Origin of the sequence: Brucella sp. 22210 (assembly GCF_052045675.1) — a bacterium.
Classification (GTDB): domain Bacteria; phylum Pseudomonadota; class Alphaproteobacteria; order Rhizobiales; family Rhizobiaceae; genus Brucella.
In genome coordinates this window covers 85,259-101,602 of sequence record NZ_JBQEPD010000011.1, presented here as the reverse complement: position 1 = coordinate 101,602, position 16,344 = coordinate 85,259, and the positions used below count along the sequence as shown (strand labels likewise).

Genomic DNA, 16,344 nt, shown 5'->3' with positions numbered 1-16,344 from the left:
GATGCGCCGATGTGCGTTGATACGATCTGGGCATATCGGCCGCTCGGTTCCTATCGAGTCTCTGCATTTGTAATGACCACCTAAGCAGCCAGGTTTTTCTGTCGGATCGCAACGGACCGACTTTACAGCCAAGCCGATCACTTTGGGCAGTTCAATGCCCTGACCTCGTTTAATAGGGCTATCGGGGCCAATCCACTCCATGATTACCGTTCTCAATTGTATTGCCACGCAGCATGAAGCGTGGCTGACGACGTTGGCAGCCTTGATCTGCCTCGTCGGTTCAGCGATCACGCTCAATCTCGTCCGCAAGGCAGCGAAATGCCATGGCGCGGTTCGCTATGGCTGGCATTTTCTGGTGGCCATCGCGTCGGGCTCAACCGTCTGGAGCACGCATTTCGTGGCCATGCTGGCCTATGAGCCGAGCGCGCCCGTGGTGCTGCTGCCAGACCTGACCATCCTGTCGCTGGTGATTGCCGTTGTCGGCATCGGGATCGGCTTCGTAGTCATGACCGGCGGCTTTCCGCGTTTCGCCCCGGTCATTGGCGGCGCTATGGTCGGCGCTTCGATTGCCGCCATGCACTATATCGGCATGCTGGCTTATCGCGTCGACGGGCTGATCGAATGGAACATGGATTATTTCTATGCGTCCATCGTGCTTGCCGTTTTGTTCGGCTCGCTGTCCGGTCAGGTTCTGATGCGCTTGCGCTATCCAACCTCATATCGTCTGGCAGTTTTGACCTTCACGATCGCCATTGTCAGCCTGCATTTTACCGGCATGGCAGCAATGACCGTCACGCCGATGAACTATCTGCAAGAAGCAGCACTGGCCGACAAGTTCGCTCTTGCCGTTTCGGTCGGCGGCGTCGGTCTGCTCGTGCTTTGCACCGCGCTTGCCAGCTATCTGATCGACAGTCACGTCCAGTCGTCCAACTTGCGGCAGCTACAACATATTGCCCGCCATGACTCGCTGACCGGATTGCCGAACCGCACCCAGTTTGTCGAGCGCCTGAACCGCGAGAAGATCAATGCCGATAACGGCCATTATCGTATCGCGCTGATCGGCATCGATCTGGACCGCTTCAAGGAAGTCAACGACCTCTACGGCCATGCTGCTGGTGACAGGCTGCTCTGCGAGATTTCCGCCCGCATGACCGAGCATCTGGAAAGCGGTGAGCTGATCGGTCGCTTTGGCGGCGATGAATTCGCAGCCCTCAAGACATTTGAGGACGAAGACGACCTGCGCAGCTTCATGTCACGCCTTAATACCGCGCTTTGCGATCTTGTCGACCTCGGCAATGCCGTTGTCCGCCCCGGTGCGAGCCTTGGTATCGCAATCTATCCGACCGATGCCGAGGATGTGGAAAAGCTCTTGTCCAATGCGGACATGGCGATGTACCGCGCCAAGCAAAGCATCGAAGACAAGATTTGTTACTATGAAAGCAGCATGGATGAAGCAGCACGCAAGCGCGCAGCGCTGGCCCGCGACATTTGGACGGCCATCGACGAAAACCAGTTCTTCCTGAATTTTCAGGTTCAGCGCAGCATGAAGGATGGCGGCGTATCAGGATATGAAGTTCTGCTGCGCTGGCGTCATCCCGTGCATGGTCTGGTTCCGCCAACCGTGTTCATTCCTATAGCCGAGGAATCCGGCGTCATTACCCAGCTTGGCGAATGGGTGCTGCGTGCGGCCTGCCGGGAAGCGGCAAGCTGGCCCGTTGCCCGCAGGATCGCGGTCAATATTTCCCCGCTACAGCTCAGCCATACCGGCCTCGTGGAAACGGTTCGGGATATCCTGACCGAGACCGGCCTTTCGCCAAAGCTTCTGGAACTGGAAGTAACCGAAAGCGCGATCATTCGCGATCAGGCGCGTGCCCTGCAAATCTTGCGCGAAATCAAGGCACTTGGGGTCAGCATCGCGATTGACGATTTCGGCACCGGCTATTCGTCGCTGGCGACGCTGCGCTCCTTCCCCTTCGACAAGATCAAGCTCGACCGCAGCTTTGTCACCGATCTGGAACAGAATGTGCAGTCAAAGGCTTTTGTGCGCGCCATTCTGGCGCTCGGTCAGAGCCTCGATATTCCCGTGCTGGCCGAAGGTGTAGAGACGCAGTCGCAGATGGATATTCTGCAAGAAGAAGGCTGCAATCAGGTGCAAGGCTTCCTGCTTGGATACCCTGCACCCGCTATTCAGCTCGGCCTCAATGAAGAGGCTGAAGCTCAGGCGGCCTGACGCTGTTACACAGCAAACCGCAGGCGTCAGTCCTGCGGTTTCAAAGGTTCGGTTCAGAAGCAGCCCGGTGCTATTACAGCGGCCTGCGAATCTGCCTATAATCGCCGCATGCCCATTCGACACTTAAGCGAAACCATCATCAACCAGATCGCCGCGGGCGAGGTCATCGAACGACCGGCCAGCGTGATCAAGGAACTTGTCGAGAACGCCATCGACGCTGGCGCGACCCGTATCGAGGTTGTGACCGGCGGCGGCGGCAAGACGCTGCTGCGCGTCACCGACAATGGCTCCGGCATTCCCGCCGACGAGCTGCCGCTTGCGGTTTCGCGCCATTGCACATCCAAACTTTCCGACGACGTGCACGATATTCGAGCGCTCGGCTTTCGCGGCGAAGCCCTGCCCTCCATCGGCTCGGTCGCCAAGCTGACGCTGAAATCGCGTCCGCAGGACGCGGATGCCGGTTTCGAGGTTTCCGTTTCAGGCGGCCATCTCGAAGGCCCGCGCCCTGCCGCACTCAATCGCGGCACGATCGCCGAAGTGCGCGACCTGTTTTATGCGACACCCGCCCGTCTTAAATTCATGAAGACCGACCGCGCCGAAGCTTCCGCCATCACAGATGTACTGAAGCGCATCGCCATTGCCTTTCCGCATGTGCGCTTTTCGCTGTCAGGCACCGACCGCTCGCCTTTGGAAATGCCTGCGACCGGCACGGGCGCCGACGCTACGCTGGAACGCATCGGGCAGGTTCTGGGTCAGGATTTCGGCGAAAACGCGCTGGCCATCAATGCCGAGCGTGATGGTGTTCGGCTTGCAGGATTTGTCGGCATACCGTCCCATAATCGCGGCAATGCGCAGCACCAGTTCGCTTATGTGAATGGTCGCCCGGTGCGCGACAAGCAGATTTTTGGCGCGCTGCGCGGGGCCTATGCCGATGTCATTGCCCGTGACCGCCATCCGGTCGCGGTGCTGTTTCTGACGCTCGATCCGGCACTGGTCGATGTGAATGTGCACCCGGCCAAGGCCGATGTGCGCTTCCGCGACCCCGGTCTGGTGCGCGGCCTTATCGTCGGCGCGATCAAGCAAGCGCTGGCCCAATCCGGCATCCGCCCGGCAACCAGCGGTGCGGAAGCCATGTTGCAGGCCTTTCGCGCAGAAGGATTTCAGCCACAGTCCTCATTAGGCGCGCGCGCCGCATCCAGCAGCTATGCCTCCACGAGCTGGCGACCGTATCGGCCAGCGCCTCGAAGCGAATGGTCGCCGCAGACCGCACATCCAGCGCATAGACCGCTTGATTTCGGCAGCGCATCTGGTTTCCATGAAAGCGAGCAGGCGACAATCGACGTCGTGAACATTCCGACTGCCGATGCGCGCGCGACGATGAGCGAAGCCCCGGCCGAGTTGCAGCAAAAGCCGCTGGGTGCTGCCCGCGCACAAATCCATGCCAATTACATTGTATCGCAAACCGAGGACAGCCTCGTCATCGTGGACCAGCACGCGGCCCATGAACGGCTGGTCTATGAGGCGCTCAAAAACGCGCTGCATTCCCGCCCGATACCGGGACAGATGCTGCTGATCCCGGAAGTGGTCGATCTGCCCGAAGAAGACGCCGAGCGGCTGGCAAGCCATGCCGAAACGCTGGCCCGGTTCGGGCTGGGCGTAGAACAGTTCGGACCCGGCGCCATCGCCGTGCGCGAGACGCCCGCCATGCTGGGCGAAATGAATGTGCAGCAGCTGATCCGCGATCTGGCCGACGAGATTGCCGAGCATGAAACCTCCGACGGATTGAAAGCCATGCTCAACCATGTCGCGGCCACCATGGCTTGCCATGGATCGGTGCGCTCTGGACGCCGCCTCAAGCCGGAAGAAATGAACGCATTGCTGCGCGAAATGGAGGCAACGCCCGGTTCCGGCACGTGCAATCACGGACGCCCGACCTATATCGAGCTGAAGCTGAGCGATATCGAGCGGCTTTTCGGCAGGCGTTAATGGCTTTTCTTACAGCTGCTCATCCAGCACCGCTGGACGCCAAGGTCGGCACTTGCTAGAATCCAGTGCAAAGGTTTTACACATATGAACAGATTTGAATCGCCCCGCTCATCCTCCGAAGCTGTCCTGCGTTATCTCGACGGCGACTATGAAATCGTCAAGCACGGTTCCTATGTGCTTTGTGCCGTTACCGGCGCGCAAATTCCGCTGGACGAGCTGAAATACTGGAGCGTTGCGCGGCAGGAAGCCTATGCAACCGGCCACATTTCCTTCGAGCGCGAGCTTGAGTTCAATCCGGAAATGCGCAGCCGCAAGAAGGCCTAGTTCGCTTATAACGACCGGCTTTTAAAGCGCTCGATCACCGTATCAAGGATATGATTGAGCGCGTCTGTGCGCTCAAATTTCAGATCGATATCGAGAACCGCCAGTTTCGACAGAAATTCAGCCGGTACACCGACCATGGTCGCCAGACGTACATGGTCCTTCGCTGTGGTGATCAGGCCCAAACCGTTACGGCGGGCCGTATCGATCAGATCGCGAATTTCGTCAGGCTCAAAGCTGTGATGATCAGGGAACGAGCGCGTTTCCGCAATCGTACCGCCTGCCTGGGCAAGGCTCGCATAGAACTTGTCCGGATTGCCAATCCCGGCAAAGGCCAGCCAGCGCTGCCCCGCCACTGTTGCCGTCGATGATGGAATGAGCTTTGCCTCATAGATCGGTCGTCCCGCTCGGGCCGCCTGACGGATCACGAAATCCGCCGCATCGCCCTTTCCAATCCGCAGCAACGCATCGGTCTTGCGCATCTGGTCGGTCAGCGGCGCGCGCAACGGGCCTGCCGGGATAACACGGCCATTGCCGATCCCGCGCCCAGCATCCACCACCAGCAGCGCAAAATCGGCATGAAGCCGGGCACTCTGGAATCCGTCATCCATGATAATGAAATCGCAGCCGAGCGATTGCAGATGCTGCGCGGCCTTCACACGGTCAGGAGAAAGTGCGACCGGCGCATGACGTGCAAGCAACAGCGGTTCATCACCGACATAGCGGGCGCTGTCATGCCCCGGATCCACCACATGCAGGCCTTGATAGCTGCCGCCATAGCCGCGTGAGACGATGCCCGGTTTCAGCCCCCGCGCCTTTGCACCTTTGGCAAAGGCAATTGCCGTCGGGGTCTTGCCTGCGCCGCCGACCGTGAAATTACCAATGCAGAGAACGGGCAGAGCAATTTTGGGCGGTTCAGAGCGGATCAGGCGTCGCCCGGCGATGGAGCCGTAAATCCAGGCGGCAGGGGCCAGCGACCGGGCGCGCCAATCGGGCTTTTCCCACCAGAATGGCGGCGCTTCGCTCGCCATATCAGATGCCGCCGTGGACGTAGGCAACCTCGTTGCGATTGCCGGGGAACTGCGCCTGCAACACAAGCGGCTGGATGAAAGGTTCCAGCGCGACAAGCGTGCGATCAAGCGCACCGCGCATATCCTTGACGGTGCTGACGCCCGCATTGATCATGCCGCGCAGATGCTGCGGATTGTTGAACAGGAAATTGATCGCCCCGGCGAGCATGTTCCGGTCCTTCACGATGCGCGCACCGCCATTCTTGATCAGGCGCTGGAAGGACTCGCGGAAATTCTGCACATTCTTGCCGGTCAGCACGGCTGTGCCCATCATGGCCGGCTCCAGCGGATTGTGTCCGCCTTCCTTGGTCAGCGAATTGCCGATGAAAGCAATCTCGGTCAGCTGGAGATAAAGCCCCATTTCGCCAATCGTATCGCCCAGCAGAATATCGGTATCCGCTTCAATCGGCGCGCCAGTGCTGCGTTTGGTGACTTTCAAACCCTTTTCCACCAGCATCGCCTCGATTGCAGGCGTGCGATCCGGATGACGCGGCACGATGATCGTCACGAGATGCGGATAGCGTACCTTCAGCATCTGGTGCACTTCGGCAGCGATTGCCTCTTCGCCGTCATGGGTGGAGATCGCCGCCCAGCTGCGCCGTCCGGCAATCTGCCGCTGTAATGTGGACAAGGCCTGCGGATCGGCAGGCGGAGGCGCGGTATCGACTTTCAGATTGCCCGATACACTGACCGGACGCGCACCGAGCGCACGGAAACGATCGCCGTCGAGTTCCGACTGGGCCACGACATGGGCGAAATTTTCGAACAAGGCTTCGGCCAGCGCAGGCCGCTTCTGCCATCTGGCGAAAGAGCGATCCGACATGCGGCCATTGACCAGCACCTGCGGAATATGACGACCGCCGAGCGACAGCACCGTTGCGGGCCAGATTTCGGATTCGCAGCCAATCGCGAGATCCGGTTTCCAGTGGTTGAGGAAATTATTGACCGCCGGTTGCAGGTCGAGCGGCGCATATTGATGGATGACCTTGGAGCCCAGCTGATCAGCCACAAGCTTTGCGGACGTCACTGTGCCCGTCGTCATCACGATATGAATGCCGGTTGCGGCAATGCTTTCGATCAGCGGTGTAATGGCAACGCTTTCGCCAACGCTGGCGGCATGGGCCCAGATGACCGGTCCCTGCGGGCGGGCGACGGCTGACTTGCCATAACGCTCACCGCGGCGCTGCCGCTCTTCCTTGCCGCGCGATGCGCGATAGGCAATGTAAGGCCCCATGAAAGGATAGGCGGCGGAGCCGAACATACGATAGGCTGACAATAGATTGCGCGCCCAGCGTTCGCTCATTTCGCTTTCTCCAATGCCGCATGGGCGCGCTCCGTGGCATCGTTCAGCAGGCGCGTCAGTTCCATGCGTTTTTCTTCCAGTTGCGTTTCATCGGCGTCGGCATCCACCCAGACATTGTCGGCGCGCACAACAACGGACCGTCCAAAAGGCAGTGGAATCGTCGTCTTGTCCCACGACTTCTCCAAAACATGGTTTCTTGAGAAGGCATAAGCAACCGGAATGATTGGTCGCCCGGACAATTTCGCCAACAAAATGATCCCCTCGCCCGCCTCGCGCGGCGTGCCATGAGGAATGTCGGCGATGATCGATGCCGACTGTCCTTTTTTCAGCGCGTTCTTCAAGGTGAGGAGCGCACGCGCACCGCCCTTTTCCGGCTTCGCACGCGAACTGCGTCCGCCGGAACCGCGCACCGTCATCAGCCCCAGCTTTTCCGCCACGCGGGCGTTCAGTTCCGCATCGGCGCTGCGCGAGAACATGGCAACAAGTTCGATCCCCTTGGGGCAGATGAACGGTCCCATGAGGTGCTGGCCGTGCCAGAAGGTCACGATGAAAGGATCGTCCTTGCCGACCAGCGCCTGCGGGTCGGCCGATCCTTCCAGACGTGTATTGGTGTAATAGACGAGCTTGAAATAGCTCGTGATAAGCCAGACCAAAATCGTTTTGACGACAGCCGACTGCGTCAGCGGCCCGCGCACACGCTTCCAAAGACGCTTCGCAAAGCCGTCTTTTTTCTTGCGCCTGACGGGTTCTACCGCTGACTGGACCGGACGCTCTTCGCCTTCGGTTGTATGTTGGTCTGGACCGGGCAAACTGCTCAGTCCGCCTGCAGCGTCACACCTTCGGGATCGAGCAACCGATGCAGGTGCACGATGAAATAACGCATATGGGCGTTGTCGACGGTCTGCTGGGCCTTGGCCTTCCAGGCGGTCTTTGCGGATTCATAGTTGGGATAGATGCCGACGATATCGAGGTTTTCGAGATCGCGGAACTGCACGGTCCCGAGCTTCGACAGCTCGCCGCCGAACACCAGATGAAGAAGCTGCTTTTTGTCGCCTTCGACACTCATGACAATAATCCCTGAACAATTTTGGTTCGCGGCATGATTAACCCAACGGTCACTCCGCGACAACACTCAACATTTCACGCAGCAAATTCCCGCTGGCCGCGACAAGAGCCCCATGGCTCCGCGTCGGACCGCCATAAATGAGCGGAAGAGCATCGTTTGTCAGAATAGCCCCGCCCGACTCACTCAAGATGAGATCGGCTGCGGCCAAATCCCAATCATGCGAATTTGGCCGAATGAAGGTGCCCGCGATCTCGCCCCGCGCCACCATCGCAATACGATAGGCGAGCGACGGCACATAGGCGTGCAGCTTGACCCTGTCACGCCATTTTTCCGGCAGCGCGGCGGTCATGTTGCGCGCCGAAGCGATGGTGACCTTCTCGCCTTCCGGCGGCAATTTGACGTGGATCGGCGCATCATTTTGCACCGCGCCAAGTCCGTGCCCGGCCTCGATCAGTTCTTTGCGAACCGGGCATTCCAGAACCCCGGCAATCGGCCTGCCGTCCTCGACAATGGCGATGCTCACGCACCACTGGTCCTGACCGGCAATATAAGCGCGGGTGCCATCGATGGGATCGACGACGAAAGCCCGCCGCCGCTTTGCCTTGGCGCGCTCGTCGCCGGTTTCTTCGGAAATCCAGCCATAATCAGGCCGCGCCGTCAGAAGCACGTCTTTCAGATAGCGATCAACCGCCAGATCAGCCTCGCTGACCGGCGAATGACCATCCTTCAACCAGACTTCAGGCGAGCGTCCGAAATAACGCATCGCGATGCGCCCGGCTTCACGGGCTGCATCGCGCAACAGCGCCAGTTCGTCATGCGTTTCGCTGTGTTTGTCAGTTTCCGGCAAGTGTCATGCCTTCGATTACGAGGGTCGGCGCGGTCATCCCGAAATTGCGGTCGATATCCGACGCCGGTGTCAGATTGAGGAACATGTCCTTCAGGTTCGACGCGATGGTGACTTCGCTGACCGGATAGGCAAGTTCGCCATTTTCGATCCAGAAGCCGGAAGCGCCGCGGCTATACTGGCCGGTGATCATATCCACGCCCTGGCCGAAAACTTCCGTCACATAGAAACCCGTGCCGACAGCGCGGATGAGATCTTCCGGCGATTGCGTGCCCGGCTCAATGGCAAAATTTGTCGAGGCAGGCGAAACACCGGAACCGGAGCGCACGCCACGTCCGTTGCCCGTCAGACCCAGTTCGCGCGCGCTGGAACCAGACAACAGCCAGTGCTTCAGCACACCGTCTTCAACCATGGTCAGTGGCTGACCCTCAATGCCTTCACCGTCGAAAGGACGGGACGACGATCCACGCATGCGCAGCGGATTGTCCGTCACCGTGATGCCCTGCTTCAATATCTGCTTGCCCAGACTGTCGCGCAGAAAGCTCGTCTTGCGCGCGACCGACGCGCCATTGATGGCGCTGGCCAGATGCCCGGCAATGCCCCGCGCCAGCCGCGGATCATAAACCACCGTGACCGGTCCGGTCTTCGCCTGCCGTGCGCCAAGCCTGCGCACCGCGCGCTCACCGGCGCGACGCCCGATGGCGTCTGGCGTATCGAGATCGGCAAAATGCAGCCGCGAGCTGAAATCATAGTCGCGCTCCATCTTGGTGCCTTCGCCCGCAATGGCCGAAACCGACCGTCCGAAACGGGTGGCGGCATAATGACCGGCAAAACCGGTGGAGGTGACAAGCACCAGCCCGCCGAGGCTGCGCGATGCGCCCGCGCCGCCGGAATTTGTCACACCCTTGACCTCGCGCGCAGCGGCTTCTGCCGCCAGCGCATCCTGCGTCAGACGTTCGGTATCGATTTCGGTCGTGTCGTAAAGATCAAGATCGCGCGGCGACTTCACCAGCAGCGCCGGATCGGCAAGCTGCTCATAGGGGTCTTCCGGCGCAACACGCGCCATGGCGACGGCGCGCTCCGCCAGACGGTCGGGATCAGCGCCTGCATTGGCGGAAACACTAGCGATCCTCCGTCCGACAAAAACGCGCAGCGCAAAATCGTCGCTCTCCGACGATTCGGTTCCCTCAACCTTGCCAAGTCTCACCGAGACGCTGACAGAGCGGGCACGCATCACGACAGCGTCAGCATGATCGGCGCCCGCACGTTCGGCAGCTTTCACCAACTGGGCCGCACGCTCGACCAGCTTTTCCGCCGAATTATCTGAAATCATTGCACAATCCCGCTTTGGCAAGCTCGCCTCCGCCTGACCGGACATTGCAATGTGCAACGGGTCGTGACCGGGACTTGCTAAAAAAATATCGTCAATTTGGTCGACATCGGGCTGATTGCAGCCATATCTTGTTTCTATATTGCCGAAATCGAGGGGCATCAAGGCAGGCCCGTCCACATTTCTCCAAATCCTCAAGTCGCGAGACCCGTCCGTCTCCGAACCACAAGAGCACGCAGCATGATTCCGACCGGTGGAAATCTCTACCTACAGGCCCTAATGATCCTTGGCGGCGCCATCATCGCCGCGCCACTGTTCAAGCGTCTGGGGCTTGGCACAGTGCTGGGCTATCTGGCTGCCGGCATCACGATCGGACCCGTTGCGCGCCTTATCGCCGACGGTGAGGAATTCCTGCACTTTTCCGAACTTGGCGTGGTGTTCCTGCTCTTCATCATCGGCCTCGAACTGAAGCCGTCGCGGCTCTGGGCACTGCGTCATGCGATCTTCGGGCTGGGCGCGGCACAAGTTCTCTTGTGCGGCGCTGTTCTGACAGGGCTCGGAATCTATCTGGCAGGGCTCAACCCGGAAGCTGCCATTATCATCGGCTTTGGCCTCGCCCTGTCTTCGACAGCCTTCGCCATGCAGGTGCTGGAAGATCGCGCCGAGACCAACCAGAAGCACGGGCAGCGCGCCTTCGCCATCCTGCTGTTTCAGGACCTCGCCATCGTTCCAATTCTGGCGATCATTCCCGCACTGTCGCCCAATGAACCGTCACAGGCGAGCGCGGGCTTTCACCTTGCAACCGCCGTTGCCGCCATTGCCGCGCTCGTCGTTGCCGGGCGCTATCTGATCAATCCGATGTTCCGGATCATCGCCAATACCGGCGCGCGCGAAGTGATGATCGCTGCTGCCCTGTTTGTCGTGCTGGGATCGGCAGGATTGTTGCAAGCAGCCGGTCTGTCCATGGCTATGGGTGCGTTTATCGCTGGTGTACTCCTGGCCGAGTCCTCCTATCGCCACGAGCTGGAAGCCGATATCGAACCGTTCCGCGGTATTTTCCTCGGCCTGTTCTTCGTCGCTGTGGGCCTGTCGCTCAATCTCAGCGTGATTCTCGAATATTGGAAGACGATCCTTCTGGCCGTGCCGGTTTTCATGGCGGCGAAGATCGCTGTCATCTATGTGCTCTGCCGCATCTTCCGGTCCAGCCATAATGATGCCGTACGCATCGCCTTCCTGCTACCGCAGGGCGGCGAGTTCGCCTTCGTGTTGTTTTCGGCTGCTTCCGCCGCCGCAATCATCTCAAGCGCTCTCGGCTCCGAACTGGTGGCGGCTGTCACCGTATCCATGGCGTTGACCCCGCTTTCCGTGGCCATCGGCTCGAAACTTCTCATCAAGGACAAGCCCGTCGATGAAATCGAAGAGGATTTCGAAGGCGCGGGGTCCGACGTGTTGATGATCGGCTTTTCCCGTTACGGCCAGATTGCATCGCAGATCCTGTTGGCGGGCGGCATCGACGTGACGGTGATCGACAAGTCGCCCAACCGTGTGCGCGCCGCTGGCAAGTTCGGTTTCCGCATCTATTTCGGCGACGGCACCCGCAAGGACGTGCTCGAAGCTTCCGGCATTCGCAAGGCCAAGATCGTTGCGGTTTGTACCCATAACAAGGAAACGACGAACCATATCGTCAATCTGATCCAGTCGGACTATCCGGATGTGCGCCTGTTTGTGCGCTCCTATGACCGCGAGCATACTTTGCAGTTGCGGGCGCAGGGCGTGGAATACGAGCTACGCGAAACCTTCGAATCCGGTTTGCTCTTCGGGCAGCGCGCGCTGGAAGGTCTGGGCATGGCGGAGAACAATGCCTATGCCATCCGCGAAGATGTGCGCCAGCGCGATGAGGATCGCCTGCATGTGCAGGCCTCTGAAGGCATCATGGCCGGACGGCATTTGTTGTTCAACAAGCCGGTTACGCCTGAACCTCTGGTCAAGCCAACGCGCGAAGGCCAGCGTATCGACAAGACGGTCGATGCGCCGTCACCTGCCGCCAATGATGATACGATGGAAGATGCAATCCCCGCCGAATAAGGTGGCAGTCTAAGACAGAGTCGGAAGATTATCGCCCTCGATAATGCGATCGAGGGCCTGTTTCAGTTCATCGCGAACACCGACGCTCTGGGCAAGTATCTGATCGAATTTCAGGAAATCGAGCAGCCCGATCCGGCCGACATCCGGTCGCAGGAAAATATGCGGTGGCCGAATGCGGAACTTGTTCTCGATGATCGAGCACATGGTCAGCTGGTTACCGCCGATAACCGCTTCGAATGTCGTCGGCATATAATCGTCGTCACCGGGCGGCGCGCCTACAACATCAATGCCGATGACGATATCCGCCTTATCGAAAAGCAGATCGAACGGCACCGGGTTGAACAGGCCGCCATCGACCAGAATGCGACCATTGCGACGCACGGGCGCAAAGACCGGGGGGATGGCACAGGAAGCGGCGATTGCAGAACGCAAATCCCCATCGACGATCTGAACTTCCTTCGCGGCGTGGAAATCTGCCGCAGTGATGCTCATCGGAATCTTGAGATCTTCGACCTTGGCCGGCAGCGATACGGGCAGGAAGACATCGATGATTTTCTCGATGTTGAACTGGCTGACACGAAAACCGCCCTTTAGCAGCTCGACCCAGCGGGATGGACGCGTCTGCCACATGCGGCGCGCCACTTCCGAACGGCGATTGAAAATCGCCGCCATATAGTCGTGTATTTCCTTGCCGCTCATGCCGTTGGCCATGCCAGCGCCGACAATCGATCCGATGGACGATCCGGCAATGGCGACAGGCTTGATGCCCAACTCATCAAGGGTTTCGATGATATGCAGATGCGCAATGCCCCGCGCTCCGCCACCGCCGAAAGCGACGGCAATGCGGGGCGTGGATGGCATGGCATTATCCAACATTTTATCCTCTTGAGAGGCGCCTTCGGCTCTGATGAGATTCGGGCTATGGAGAGCCGAGAATGGTGGGGTTTGAGAACCGGAGCGGAGTGTACTTAAAGTACATGAGCACCGGAAGTCGTATGATCCCGAAAAGTTGCAGACTTTTCGGATAAGATCATACGCATAAACTCAAACCACGCCATTTTCAGGCCGCCATTGCCCGAATATCGCAGAGCCTCAACTCTTAGCGGGTCCGTAAATCAGTATCGCCGGTTCGGCTTCGAGCAGCTTCTTGGCAATGGCCTTGACCTGATCGAGCGTCACGGCATCGATAAGCACCGAACGCTTGTCGATATAATCACGCGGTAGTCCCGCATCCTGCAAGCTGACCAGCGTTTCGGCAATGGCTCCCGAAGAATCGAGATTGTTCACCGCATAAGATCCCTTGAGGAAGCTCTTTGCGGCGGCAAGCTCTGCTTCCGTCGGACCGTCACTGGCCATGGCAGCCACCTGCTCGCGAATGATCTTGAGCGAGTCCTGCGCCTTTTCCGGGCGCGTCGCCGTGGAGATCGCCAAAGCGGACACGTGGTCGTGCAACACCAGCTGCGAAGAAACCGAATAGGCGAGACCGCGCTTTTCACGCACTTCGGCATAAAGCCGCGAGGTGAAGCCGCCGCCCAGAATGTGGTTCATCAGATAGGCCGCGAAGAAGTCCGGATCCTTGCGCGGGATTGCCGGATAGACAAACCGGATCGACGTCTGCGGCATATCGAAGGAAAGGCTGGTGGTCGTGCCGAGAGCCAGTTTGACATCAGGCACCGGAACCAGTTCCGCCGCTGCGGGCAGATCGCCGAACACCTTGTCGAGCATCACGCCAAGATCCTTGGCGTTGATGGAACCGACCACGCCGACGATCAGCCGGTCGCGGGCAAAATTCTTGCGATGGAACGCCACGAGATCGTCACGGGTTATCGCCTGAAGCGATTTGACCGTGCCTTCATCTGGCCGCGCATAAGGATGGTTGCCATAAAGCACTTCTGCAAAACGGCGCGATGCGATGGTGCCGGGATTGCGCTGCGCCGCCTCAATGCTTGCCACGACCTGACTGCGAATGCGGTCAACCGCAGGCTGGTCGAAGCGCGGCTTGTTCACAGCCAGCGCCACCAGATCGGTCACGGCATCGCGATTTTCCGCCAGCATGCGAACACCGCCAGCAACAGCATCCTGCGTGGCGGTGAAGCTCATTTCCGCGCCCAGATTATCGATCCGCTCCTGAAACGCATCGGAATCGAGATCACCGGCGCCTTCATCGAACAGACCGGTCATCAGATTGGCGAGGCCTTCCTTGCCAGCCGGATCCTGCGACGTGCCGCCCTTGAACGAGAAGCGCATGGAAACCAGTGGTACCGAATTGTCCTCCACCAGCCAGGCGCGGATGCCCTTTGGCGAAACGACTTCCTGTATCTCGATGGCGCGCGCCGGCAACGCGCAAATTACGAGAAGCGCCATGGATGCGACCAGAGCGCTTGCGAGCGAACGCGGACCGCGAGAGGCAAAAACGCGTTTGAAGTTCAGCATGATCATGGTCTTCACTGGATCGCTCCCTCTGCACCATTGCCGCTGGCACCGTTTGCGGGCGCGTTGGGGTTCTCGCGGGCATTTTCCGGCTCGGCATTCGGTGGCAGAAGATAACTGGTCACCGACTGGTCCTTGACGAGATATCGCTCCGCCACGTCACGAATCTGATCGACCGTCACGGACTTGATGAGATCCGGCCATTTCTGGATATCTTCGACCGACTGGCCGACTGAAAGCGTCGAACCATAAATCCGGGCCATGCCAGCCTGGCTGTCACGGGCGAAAATTACCGCCTTCAGGAAGCGGTTGCGCGCCTGATCCAGCTCGGTCTGGGTCACGCCGTCCTTGACGATCCGCGCCAGTTCGGCTTCCACCGCCTTCTCGACATCGCCCAGCGTTGCGCCGTCGCGCGGCGCACCATAGACGGAGAACGTGCCGTCATCGAGCGCGTCACCGCTATAGGTCGCACCCGTATTGGCGGCGATATTGTTCTTGACGATCAGCGTCTGATAGAGGCGCGAGCGGGACGAACCGCCGAGAATTTCACCCAACAGATCAAGTGCCGGCGCATCGCCCGGCTTCACATCGGGGAACCGCTTTTCATTGGCATAGGACGGAACCAGCCAGGACATGCGGAACGACGGCGTGCTGATGCGCGCATCATGCAGCGTCACCACGCGGGCCGCGTGTTTTTCGGGTTCCTGCGGGCGGTCGCGCGGCAGAACTTCAGCGCGCTTCGGCACGTTGGCCCAGGTCTTGAGCGTCAGTTCACGCACGCGTTCCGGCGTCACGTCACCGGCGATGACCAGTGTGGCGTTGTTCGGGGTGTAATATTGCTGATAAAAGTCGATGGCGTTCTTGAGGCTCAGCTTTTCCATTTCCTGACGCCAGCCGATAACCGGCTTGCGATAGGGGTGGTTGTAGAAGAGCACCGCATCGGTGTTTTCGCTCAGCATCGCACCCGGATTGGAATCGACGCGCATGCGTCGTTCTTCCAGAATGACCTCACGCTCGGTCGTCACGGCCTCTTCGTTCAGAACCAGATTCTCCATCCGGTCCGACTCGAAACCCATGATCATTTCCAGCGCTTCGGGCGAAACCCGCTGGTAATAGGCGGTGTAGTCATAAGAGGTAAAAGCGTTTTCCTCGCCGCCGATCGATGCGACCTTGGACGAAAACTCACCTGCCGGATGGTTCTTCGTGCCCTTGAACATCAGATGTTCAAGGAAATGCGCGATGCCGGAAACGCCGGCCACTTCGTCAGCCGAGCCGACGTGATACCAGATCATCTGCGTCACAACCGGCGCGCGATGATCGGGAATGACCACGACTTTCAGGCCATTGGGCAAGGTGAAATTGCTGACACCGTCGGACTGGGTGATCTCTGGCAGGGCGGCCTGATCGCCTTGCGCTTGTGGCGCAGGGGCCGGCTGGGCGACATCGGTTTGGGTGGCTGGTTGATTTTGAGCTTCAACGGAGCCGGTTGCGAGCGGCAAAGCCAGCGCGAAACCAAGAGCGGTCGATAACAACAGGCGTCGGAGGGAGGTGTTATTCACCAAGCGACATCTCCAATCGGTTTCATTTCCGCCCGGCCTTTCCGGGCGGCATGCTTCAAATCAATATCGGCGATGCTACCGCCGAACAGAAAGAACGCGGCGGCAAACACCGCTGCAAAT

At 59.4% G+C, this 16,344-nt stretch carries 13 protein-coding genes; 4 read left to right on the top strand and 9 right to left on the bottom strand.

Annotated features, from left to right (window positions below):
• The first annotated feature begins 199 nt into the window (after positions 1-199).
• The 3 genes from ACTJKP_RS15585 (at position 200) to ACTJKP_RS15575 (ending at position 4,540) form a co-directional block, all read left to right on the top strand.
• Positions 200-2,230: a putative bifunctional diguanylate cyclase/phosphodiesterase gene (locus tag ACTJKP_RS15585; protein WP_440631299.1), complete on the top strand. Its 2,031-nt coding sequence runs from the start codon at positions 200-202 to the stop codon at positions 2,228-2,230.
• Positions 2,231-2,338: 108 nt separating this feature from the next.
• Positions 2,339-4,216, top strand: coding sequence for a DNA mismatch repair endonuclease MutL (gene mutL, locus ACTJKP_RS15580; RefSeq protein ID WP_440631298.1), 1,878 nt, complete (start codon positions 2,339-2,341; stop codon positions 4,214-4,216).
• Positions 4,217-4,300: 84 nt separating this feature from the next.
• The gene (locus ACTJKP_RS15575; RefSeq protein ID WP_078338939.1) at positions 4,301-4,540 is read left to right on the top strand and encodes a DUF2093 domain-containing protein; all 240 of its coding nucleotides are present in this window, start codon (positions 4,301-4,303) and stop codon (positions 4,538-4,540) included.
• Between the two features lie 5 nt (positions 4,541-4,545).
• Here ACTJKP_RS15575 and lpxK read toward each other — a convergent pair whose 3' ends face one another.
• The 6 genes from lpxK to ACTJKP_RS15545 form a co-directional block, all read right to left on the bottom strand.
• On the bottom strand, positions 4,546-5,568 hold the full coding sequence (lpxK, locus tag ACTJKP_RS15570) for a tetraacyldisaccharide 4'-kinase (RefSeq protein ID WP_440631297.1): 1,023 nt from the start codon (positions 5,566-5,568) through the stop codon (positions 4,546-4,548).
• A 1-nt stretch (position 5,569) separates the two neighbouring features.
• Positions 5,570-6,910, bottom strand: coding sequence for a lipid IV(A) 3-deoxy-D-manno-octulosonic acid transferase (gene waaA / locus ACTJKP_RS15565; protein ID WP_440631296.1), 1,341 nt, complete (start codon positions 6,908-6,910; stop codon positions 5,570-5,572).
• Positions 6,907-7,605 carry a lysophospholipid acyltransferase family protein gene (locus tag ACTJKP_RS15560; RefSeq protein ID WP_078339066.1) on the bottom strand — a complete coding sequence of 233 codons (699 nt, stop codon included), beginning with the start codon at positions 7,603-7,605 and terminating at the stop codon, positions 6,907-6,909. The genes waaA and ACTJKP_RS15560 overlap by 4 nt, the downstream gene beginning before the upstream one ends.
• Before the next feature lie 119 nt (positions 7,606-7,724).
• Positions 7,725-7,976 carry a DUF4170 domain-containing protein gene (locus ACTJKP_RS15555; protein WP_078338942.1) on the bottom strand — a complete coding sequence of 84 codons (252 nt, stop codon included), beginning with the start codon at positions 7,974-7,976 and terminating at the stop codon, positions 7,725-7,727.
• 49 nt (positions 7,977-8,025) lie between these two features.
• Positions 8,026-8,823: a 3'(2'),5'-bisphosphate nucleotidase CysQ gene (locus tag ACTJKP_RS15550; RefSeq protein ID WP_440631295.1), complete on the bottom strand. Its 798-nt coding sequence runs from the start codon at positions 8,821-8,823 to the stop codon at positions 8,026-8,028.
• Complete coding sequence (locus tag ACTJKP_RS15545; protein WP_440631294.1) at positions 8,810-10,153, bottom strand: TldD/PmbA family protein; 1,344 nt, start codon at positions 10,151-10,153, stop codon at positions 8,810-8,812. The genes ACTJKP_RS15550 and ACTJKP_RS15545 overlap by 14 nt, the downstream gene beginning before the upstream one ends.
• A 237-nt stretch (positions 10,154-10,390) precedes the next feature.
• Here ACTJKP_RS15545 and ACTJKP_RS15540 point away from each other — a divergent pair, with 237 nt between their 5' ends.
• On the top strand, positions 10,391-12,235 hold the full coding sequence (locus ACTJKP_RS15540) for a monovalent cation:proton antiporter-2 (CPA2) family protein (protein ID WP_078338944.1): 1,845 nt from the start codon (positions 10,391-10,393) through the stop codon (positions 12,233-12,235).
• 9 nt (positions 12,236-12,244) lie between these two features.
• Here the strand turns inward: ACTJKP_RS15540 and ACTJKP_RS15535 are convergent, their stop codons facing one another.
• From ACTJKP_RS15535 to ACTJKP_RS15525, 3 genes are all read right to left on the bottom strand, one after another.
• Positions 12,245-13,108, bottom strand: a complete 864-nt coding sequence (locus ACTJKP_RS15535) for a patatin-like phospholipase family protein (RefSeq protein ID WP_440631334.1) — start codon at positions 13,106-13,108, stop codon at positions 12,245-12,247.
• Between the two features lie 219 nt (positions 13,109-13,327).
• Entirely contained in the window at positions 13,328-14,668 is a 1,341-nt protein-coding gene (locus ACTJKP_RS15530) for a M16 family metallopeptidase (RefSeq protein WP_176168321.1), read from the bottom strand.
• Between the two features lie 11 nt (positions 14,669-14,679).
• A complete protein-coding gene (locus tag ACTJKP_RS15525) occupies positions 14,680-16,224 on the bottom strand; it encodes a M16 family metallopeptidase (protein WP_440631293.1) in 1,545 nt (514 codons plus the stop codon).
• Positions 16,225-16,344: the final 120 nt, after the last annotated feature.

Bases quoted from the DNA above. Each gene is read 5' to 3' on its own strand.
- ACTJKP_RS15555 (WP_078338942.1), bottom strand. From the start codon at position 7,976: ATGAGTGTCGAAGGCGACAAAAAGCAGCTTCTTCATCTGGTGTTCGGC.
- lpxK (WP_440631297.1), bottom strand. From the start codon at position 5,568: ATGGCGAGCGAAGCGCCGCCATTCTGGTGGGAAAAGCCCGATTGGCGC.
- ACTJKP_RS15575 (WP_078338939.1), top strand. From the start codon at position 4,301: ATGAACAGATTTGAATCGCCCCGCTCATCCTCCGAAGCTGTCCTGCGT.
- ACTJKP_RS15545 (WP_440631294.1), bottom strand. From the start codon at position 10,153: ATGATTTCAGATAATTCGGCGGAAAAGCTGGTCGAGCGTGCGGCCCAG.
- ACTJKP_RS15530 (WP_176168321.1), bottom strand. From the start codon at position 14,668: ATGCTGAACTTCAAACGCGTTTTTGCCTCTCGCGGTCCGCGTTCGCTC.
- ACTJKP_RS15540 (WP_078338944.1), top strand. From the start codon at position 10,391: ATGATTCCGACCGGTGGAAATCTCTACCTACAGGCCCTAATGATCCTT.
- ACTJKP_RS15585 (WP_440631299.1), top strand. From the start codon at position 200: ATGATTACCGTTCTCAATTGTATTGCCACGCAGCATGAAGCGTGGCTG.
- mutL (WP_440631298.1), top strand. From the start codon at position 2,339: ATGCCCATTCGACACTTAAGCGAAACCATCATCAACCAGATCGCCGCG.
- waaA (WP_440631296.1), bottom strand. From the start codon at position 6,910: ATGAGCGAACGCTGGGCGCGCAATCTATTGTCAGCCTATCGTATGTTC.